The organism is Streptomyces sp. NPDC006476, from assembly GCF_040612015.1.
Lineage (GTDB): Bacteria > Actinomycetota > Actinomycetes > Streptomycetales > Streptomycetaceae > Streptomyces > Streptomyces griseorubiginosus_B.
This window is the reverse complement of the sequence record NZ_JBEXPK010000159.1, coordinates 1-7,882: the sequence shown is the minus strand read 5'-3', so window position 1 is coordinate 7,882 and position 7,882 is coordinate 1. Positions and strand designations below refer to the sequence as shown.

Here is a 7,882-nt window from a genome sequence, read left to right as displayed (position 1 = left end):
CACCATGATGTGCGCGCCGGGCAAGCCCATGCTCGAACTCGTCGACGAAGAGGAACTCAAGCAGCGCGCCCACCTCCGCGCCCCGCGACCCACCGTCTGACTCAGCGCTCTCCTCCCCGAGCCCCCGCCCGGGGAGGAGAGCTCGATGCGGCAGGAATCCCTGCTCGTCGAGCGCCGCGTGCCGTTCCCGCGGACACCCCGGATTGCGGGTCGCGCCGGAGGCGATGTCCAGCGGCACAGCATGATGCTGACGCGCCAACCGCCTACGACAGCACCGCCGTCGCCGAACCTGGCGACGGCGGTGCTGTCGTGGGTACGGCGAAAATGTGGTGCCGGTGAGGACCGGCCGCATCGCGCACGTGACGCACATGCTGCACCTGGTGCCCTCCACCCTGCGCACCTTGCCCGCTACGGCCTGCTCCGCCCGATACATATGGGCCGCGCCACCGGCCCGGTCGTATGCCACTGCGCACGTGACCGGCCCGGCACCTGGTGCACGTCGGCACCAGTGAACTCGACGACATCCCCGATGGCGGCGGCCCTCATGAGCGGCTCCTATTCGAGCAACTCGGCATCGGCCGAGACGTCGTACATCAGCTCGGCGATGTGAGTGGGGATGGGCGGGACGGGTTCGCGGCGCACCCCGGTCGTCGGGGACCACACCATGTTGACCTTCAGGTCCGGGTCGGCATCGGGGTAGTCGGACCGGTGGTGACAGCCCCGCGTCTCCCGCCGTTCCAGGGCGCACTCCAGTGTCGCGCGAGCGGCGAGAACGGTGGACCTGAGGTCATAGGCGTACGCGAGGTCCTGGAAGCCGCCGACGTCGACGTGCACACCCACGTCCGCCATGCGGGCCTCGATCTCGTCGAGTCCGGCGAGTCCGGCGATGAGCCCGGCCGCGTCCCGCACGACACCGGCGCGCTCCGTCATCAGGTGGCGCACCGACCGTTGCAACGCGCGGACGCCCTGGTCGCCGTCGGCGGCCAGAAGTCGGCTCACGTCCGCCTCCGCGGCGCGAATCGCTGCCGGCGACCGCTGCTGGCTGGTAAGCCTGGCCGAGTACTCCGCGGCGGCCCGGCCGGCGATCCGGCCGTAGACGAGTAGTTCGATCAGCGAGTTCTCCTCCAACCGGTTCGCGCCATGCAGACCGCTCGCCGCTTCTCCGATCACAAAGAGCCCGTCGACATCGGTGCTGTGGTCCTCGGGCCGGACCCAGACGCCGCCCAAGGAGTACTGGGCGGTCGGCGCTACCTCGATCGGGTCGCGGGTGATGTCGAGCATCTGCAGGTCCAACAGGGTCTGGTGCACCCGCGGCAGCCGTGTCAGGACCGTCTCGCGCGGCAGGTGGGACAGGTCGAGCCAGACGCCGCCGGCCTGGGTGCCGCGTCCCTCCCTGATCTCGGTATAGGACGCCAGCGCGACCCTGTCCCGGCTGGAAAGCTCCATGCGCTCGGCGTCGTAGCGCGTCATGAACCGCTCACCGAGGTTGTTGAGCAGGACACCGCCCTCGCCGCGTGCCGCCTCGCTGACGAGCATGCCGGCCGCGTTCTCCGGCGTGATCAGCCCGGCGGGGTGGAACTGCACCAGCTCCGGGTCGCGCAACCGGGCACCGGCTTCGACGGCGAGGCGGAAGGAGTCGCCGGTGTTCTCGTTGCGACGCGAGGACGTACGCCGCCAGACGCGCGTGTGCCCTCCGGTCGCGAGGATCACTGCATCGGCGTGCACGAGGTAGCGCGAGCCATCGACGACGTCGAATCCGTAGGCACCGAACACCATCCCGTCGTCGACCAGCAGCCGGGTGACGTACACGCCAGGCAAAACGGGAATGGCGAGCTGCTTGGCGCGGTCGTGGAGCGCTCGCTGCACCTCCAGGCCGGTGTACTCGCCGGTGAACGCGGCGCGGCGGTACCTGCCGTCGCCAAGCAGGCGCCGGGCGGGCCCGCCGTCGCCCTGGCGGTCGAAACGCATGCCGTAGCGCCCCATGTCATGGAATCCCTGAGCGGCGTAGTGGGCCACGACCTGGGCGGTGCGCGGGTCGGCCAACAAGTGGCCCTCACGCAACGTGTCGGCCACATGCCGCTCGCACGCGTCACTGCGCCCGGGGCTGGCACTGGGGATCGCGGATACTCCTTCGGAACCACTGAATCCAGTGACAGTGTGGATATCGTCAGCCGGGCGCTTGAGTACCGCGATGACCGCGACACCGGCCTCGGCGACCTCGATGGCCGCTCGGAGCCCTGACTTGCCCGCCCCCACCACGAGGACGGACGTGGCGAGCTGGTGACCGAGCGAAGACATGGGACCTCCTGCGACAGCGGACAGACGACATCATGGGCAGTGGTCGACCGGATAGTGGCACCGTGTGTGACAGCATCAGGGGAATTTCTTGACGTGGGGTCAATCACAGCAACCCGACACACGCGGCGGGGACCCACCCCAGGTATCGTTGCAAGGCTCGTTCCGAACAAACGTTGTGTATGACTCCCCCCTCGGATTCCTCGAAGGAGCCGCGTCGCATGATCGCCAGCCCCCTTCCCGACCTGGTCGGCCGGCATCGGGAGTGTGCGGCGCTCGACGACATGCTGGTCGGCCTGCGCGAAGGTGGCTCCCGAGTCCTCGTGGTCCGCGGCGAAGCCGGCATCGGAAAGTCGGTGCTCCTCGAGTACGTGGCCGCGCAGGCGTCACGGGTGAAGGTGACCTGGGCGCGCGGCATCGAGGCCGACATGGAACTGCCGTACGCGAGCCTGCATCAGCTGTGTGCGCCGTTCCTGGACGAACTCGAAGAGCTACCGGGACCCCAGCGAGAAGCCCTCCGCGTAGCGTTCGGGATGGCGGCCGGCGACCCGCCCGACCGCTTCCTGGTCGGCCTCGCCGTGCTTACCCTGCTCACCCGGGCCTCGGAGACCCGACCGGTGCTCGTCCTGGTCGACGACGCTCAGTGGCTGGACCAAGTGTCCCTGCAGACCCTGGAGTTCGTGGCCCGGAGACTGCTCGCCGAGGCGGTCGCGATGGCCTTCGCGGTACGGGACCCCGAGGGGCAGGCCGCACTCAGCGGACTGCCGGCGCTACGGCTCTCCGGTCTCGACACCGCCGCGGCCGGAGAGCTCCTGGAAGCCGCCGTCGGTGGGCGGCTGGAGAAGCGGATCCGGGACCGGTTCGTGGCCGAGATGCACGGCAACCCGCTCGCGTTGCTCGAATTCTCCCGCGGTCGCAGCGCTGCGGAGCTGGCCTACGGCCTGGACTCATCGAGTTCTCCGAGTGTCCAGGGGCCGGTCGTGAGCCGCGTCGAACGCGACTTCGCCAGTCGCCTCGCTTCGCTGCCCCCGGAGACCCGGACACTGCTCCTGATCGCCGCGGCGGAACCGGTGGGTGACGCGCGCCTGCTGGTCCGCGCCGCCGCCTCTCTCAAGATCACTCCCTATGCCGGACCGGCCAAGGCGGCCGGCCTGATCGAGTTCGGTGAGTCCGTCCGGTTTCGGCACCCCCTGGTCCGTTCGGCGGTCTACCACGGAGCCGGGCCCGAGGAACGCCGGGCGGTGCACCGGGCGCTGGCCGAGGCCACGGACCCGGTCCTGGACCCCGACCGACGTGCCTGGCATGCCGCGCAGGCCGCCGACGGGCCGGACGAGGAGGTCGCCGCGGGGCTGGAGCAGGCCGCCGGCCGAGCGCGGCAGCGCGGCGGCATGGCCGCCGAGGCGGTACTTCTGGAGCGCGCGGCCGAGGTGACGCCGGACCTCTGGCAGCGGGGGCGCCGAGCCCTCGCGGCCGCCGAGGCGTACTTCTCGGCCGCCGCGCCCGACCGCGCCACGGAACTGGCGACGCTGGCCGAAATGTGTCCCCTCAGCCCCTTGGACCGCGCCCGCCTGGCGCGCCTGCGTGCCAGGATCCTCTTCGCCCGCCACCGCAGCGACGAGGCGGCACCTCTGCTCCTTGACGCCGCCGCACAGTTTGCTGCCGCCGACTCGCCACTGGCACGGGAGACCTACCTCGAGGCGATCAGCGCGACCATCTTCGCAGGCAGGCTCCACGGTCCGACGGGCGCCCGCGCCGCGGCGATCGCGGCCCGCGGGTCCGGGGCACCCTCCTCGGGCTCCGAGGCCGCCGACCTGCTCCTGGACGGTGTAGCCACGCTCCTCACAGGCGATTACGAGACCGGTGGAGCGGCGCTGCGCCGCGCGCTGGAACCTCTTGTACACGAGGACGTCGGCACCCGGGAGGCGACGATGCGTTGGCTTCTCCTGGCCCCGGTCGCACTGGAGGCGTTCATTCACCACGCCTGGGACCTGACCGCGTGGGACATGCTCGCGACTCGTGCGGTGCGCCTGGCTCGTGACATCGGAGCGCTCGGCGCGCTGCCACCGGCACTGGTCTACGCAGGCGGGGTGCACATCCACACCGGCGACTTCGCCGAGGCGGCCCGGATGATGGACGAAGCCGACGCGCTCGCCGCCGCGACGGGCCACGCCCCGCACAAATACGCGACGCTTGTTCTGTCTGGGTGGCGAGGCGACGAGGACGCTGCCATCAGCCTCATCGAAGACGCCAAGGCGACCGCGTCACTGCACGGCGAGGTGGGCCTCCTGGGCGTCTCGGGCTACGTCCAAGGCGTGCTGTTCAACGGCCTGGCGCGCTACGACCAGGCTCTGGTGGCCGCTCGCTCGGGCATCGACCACGACGGGTTCAACTTCACCGGCCTGTCGCTGGTCGAACACGTCGAGGCCGCGACCCGGTGCGGCGAGCTCGGCCAGGCCCGTGCCTCGCTTGCCCGGCTGGTCGAACTCACCCGCGCCGCCGATACCGGCTGGGCCCGTGGCGTCACCGCACGCAGCCGTGCTCTCCTCACCGACGGGGACGAGGCCGATGGTCTGTACCGGATCGCGATCGAGGAGCTCGGCCGCGACCGCGTGGCCGTGAAGGTGGAGTTGGCACGCACCCACCTGCTGTACGGCGAGTGGCTGCGCCGGACACGCCGCCGTTCGCTGGCCCGAGAGCACCTTCGCACGGCGCACGAGATGTTCGACGGAATGCGGGCGAACGCGTTCGCCGAGCGGGCCCGCCGCGAGCTGATCGCCACCGGCGAGCACGTCCGGGCGCGGGAAACCAAGCCGGCGAGCGCCCTGACCCCACAGGAGTCGCAGATCGCGACTCTCGCCGCACGCGGCATGACGAACGCGAAGATCGGCGCGGAGCTGTTCATCAGCCCACACACCGTGGAGTGGCACCTGCGGAAGGTGTACACGAAGCTCGGGATCAACTCACGACGGGCGCTGCCGGCTACCATCGCGAGCGCCCCGGCCACGGACACGACAGACGTGAGCGCGGCGCAAACCGGCTGAGGTCGCGGGCCCCGGGGTTGCCCCGGGTCCTCCGGTTTCCCCAGGGGACCCCATGGGGTCCCTACGGACTCGACCACGGGCACCAAGGGCGCGGTGAGCAGTGCTGCGGACCGAGGGTGGAACCAATGCCCTCGATGGGCGCCGCCCACGAAGAGGAGTCCTCGATGTCCGCGCCCAGCCCGGAGGCGACGACGCACGCCGAACCGCCTGTCGCCCAGCCAGCCGAGGACGACCTGGACCTCGCCCTCGACGACTTTCTGGCCCAGCGGACACGGCTGTTCCGCATCGCCTACCAAATCCTCGGCGACGTTTCGGGAGCCGAGGACGTGGTCCAGGAGGTGTGGCTGCGCTGGCAGCTCACCCACCGCGCGTCGATCGAGAATCCGGCCGCGTTCCTGACCACGGCAACGACCCGTCTGGCGATCAACGTGATTCAGTCCGCGTGGCACCGCCACGAAATCCCGGCCGAGTCGCATTTGGTCGGCCTCGGCGACCGGGCCGCCCAGGATCCCGTGCTGCGTGCCGAGCAAGCCGTGGCCGTCGAGGCGGCATTGGCGCTGCTCATGGCGAGGCTGACGCCGGAAGGGCTGGCCGCCTACCTACTGCGGAAGAGCTTCGACTACGCCTATGCCGATCTTGCGAGATTGCTTCGGATCAGCGCCCCGAACGCACGGGTAATGGTCCACCGCGCGCAGATCCGCCTGGAAGCCGGCCGCGAGCGACCGGTCCCTGCTGAGTCACACCGTCGCCTCGTCGCCGCTTTCCGGACCGCGGCCGGCACCGGTGACCTGGAAGGCCTCATACGACTGCTCGCCCCCGACGGCCACGTGCACCGCCTGCTGCCGCCGACTCCTCGATCGCTTCGTCCGGGTCACCCATCGGCAAGACAAGCGGCATAAGGAACATGGCTGTCACAACGATGGCCGCTGGCCTGTCAACTCGGTACAGGCAAGCGGCGGCGGCTCAACGCCGCTTCCTCCTGCTGGGACGTCGTTCCGGCAGAAGCGGTCGGGCGCTGCGGACAGCATGGAGGCCATCCCCGATGAGTGACGACGCCACGTTGATCACGCAGTGGAACACACTGACCCTTGTCCATCGCCGGATCGAGACCCGGATCGAGCGACACCTTCATCAACATCTGGGCCTGGGGGTCAGCGAGTTCTACGCCCTTCGCGCCTTGGCGGAGGGCATGCGGGCGGGTACGGGCTTGCTGTACCTCAACGACCTGGCCAACGGGATAGGACTGAGCCAGTCCGCCACCAGCCGTCTCGTGGCGCGTCTGCGGGACCGCGGCCTGATCATCACGCACACCTCGTTGCATGACCGTCGGAGCGTCGAAACCGAACTCACCGCCGTCGCACACGACGTACTGAGGGTGGGTTCGCCGCTCCTCCACCAGGCGGTCGAGGAGGCCGTGCGGGAACTCGCCGCCGGGGACACCGACGAAGACCTGCTCCGCTATCTCCGGGGGAACACGTACGGCGCGGCCCCTCAACCGGACGAGGAACAAGTCCCCGCACTGGGATGAGCGGCGGTCCGGTCTCGAGACGCCGTCGTCCACCGACGCCGGTGCCCTTGACGCCGGCCGGGTCGACGCCGTTCTCGCCGGCGAGCTTGCGCACCGGCGGGGTCACGTAGGCGCCGTCGTCACCGGAGGTCGCGGCGGGCGCCGGGGCCGGGGTGACCGGGGGGCCGGAGCCGGGGCCGGAGCGGCGGTGCGTGACGTCGCCGTGGAAGGGGCCGGCTGGCGGTGGTCGAGCCCCGTCGCCCCTTGAAAGGTTACGACTGGCTCAACTCACCGCCCTGCGGCCGAAGTCAGGAGGGTTGGAGTTCGACCACGACGCGATAGCCGGCGGGTTCTGAGGTGATGTGAAGACCGGGATCATCGAACATGCGCCGAAGCGAGGCGAGCCACTCGGGGTTGGCGGTGGCTCTGTCGAGCGCGGTGCCCGAACTCCATTCGGCGATGTGCACGAACCGCACCTCCGGCGCGTCGACGAGCGCCCTGTGCAGGCGGGAGCGAAGAAAACCAGGTTGGGTCGACATGATCTGGGCGTTCTCCCGGTACACGTCGATGAAGTACTCGGCTTCCCCCGCTGGCACTGTGTAGTTCTTGATCAAGGTGACGGGCTCATCAATGTCGGTCTTGGACTGCAAGGATTGACTCATACTTGTGAAGACCAATCACGTCCCGAAGCTGTGACATTGAACTGGCTGTCGGGCGTCTTCCACATCCGAAGACCCAAGCGCTGCTCTGACCACAACGCCGCTGCGCGTTCTGACGTCGAGCCCGCGATCGGCTGGAGCCCGTCGGCTCCGCTGTCACAGATCTGGGCATCGCCCGGTCTGGATATACGAGCCGTTGTCGCGACTGACTGTGCGGTCACGCTTGGGGCGGACGGCATGGCGTCCGCTCGTGGACATACTGGAGGGTGTTTCTCAGTGTCGGATAATGCGCATCACGGGCATGGGCACGGTCATGGGGACGGCGGCGAGGACGGGCCGAGTTGGACCAGGGCGGCGAAGCTGCTTCAGGACGCCGCGCC

At 69.8% G+C, this 7,882-nt stretch carries 5 protein-coding genes and 2 pseudogenes; 4 read left to right on the top strand and 3 right to left on the bottom strand.

Going from position 1 to position 7,882, the window contains the following annotated elements; genetic code table 11:
* Window positions 1–100 (top strand): annotated as a pseudogene (locus ABZZ74_RS51560) (cupin domain-containing protein); the annotation flags it as partial.
* Between the two features lie 455 nt (window positions 101–555).
* On the opposite strand, the gene ABZZ74_RS51555 reads toward ABZZ74_RS51560, so the two are convergent.
* Window positions 556–2,298, bottom strand: a complete 1,743-nt coding sequence (locus ABZZ74_RS51555; protein ID WP_356951055.1) for an FAD-binding protein — start codon at window positions 2,296–2,298, stop codon at window positions 556–558.
* Between the two features lie 218 nt (window positions 2,299–2,516).
* Between ABZZ74_RS51555 and ABZZ74_RS51550 the strand changes: the two genes are divergently transcribed.
* From ABZZ74_RS51550 to ABZZ74_RS51540, 3 genes are all read left to right on the top strand, one after another.
* Complete coding sequence (locus ABZZ74_RS51550; protein ID WP_356951054.1) at window positions 2,517–5,336, top strand: AAA family ATPase; 2,820 nt, start codon at window positions 2,517–2,519, stop codon at window positions 5,334–5,336.
* Between the two features lie 164 nt (window positions 5,337–5,500).
* Window positions 5,501–6,235 carry a sigma factor gene (locus tag ABZZ74_RS51545; protein ID WP_356951053.1) on the top strand — a complete coding sequence of 245 codons (735 nt, stop codon included), beginning with the start codon at window positions 5,501–5,503 and terminating at the stop codon, window positions 6,233–6,235.
* Between the two features lie 143 nt (window positions 6,236–6,378).
* Window positions 6,379–6,864, top strand: a complete 486-nt coding sequence (locus ABZZ74_RS51540) for a MarR family winged helix-turn-helix transcriptional regulator (RefSeq protein ID WP_356951052.1) — start codon at window positions 6,379–6,381, stop codon at window positions 6,862–6,864.
* Window positions 6,865–6,877: 13 nt separating this feature from the next.
* On the opposite strand, the pseudogene ABZZ74_RS51535 reads toward ABZZ74_RS51540, so the two are convergent.
* A pseudogene (locus ABZZ74_RS51535) lies at window positions 6,878–7,050 on the bottom strand (E3 binding domain-containing protein); the annotation flags it as partial.
* 101 nt (window positions 7,051–7,151) lie between these two features.
* Window positions 7,152–7,493 (bottom strand): antibiotic biosynthesis monooxygenase family protein, encoded by a 342-nt coding sequence (locus ABZZ74_RS51530; RefSeq protein ID WP_356951051.1) that lies wholly within the window; start codon window positions 7,491–7,493, stop codon window positions 7,152–7,154.
* Window positions 7,494–7,882: the final 389 nt, after the last annotated feature.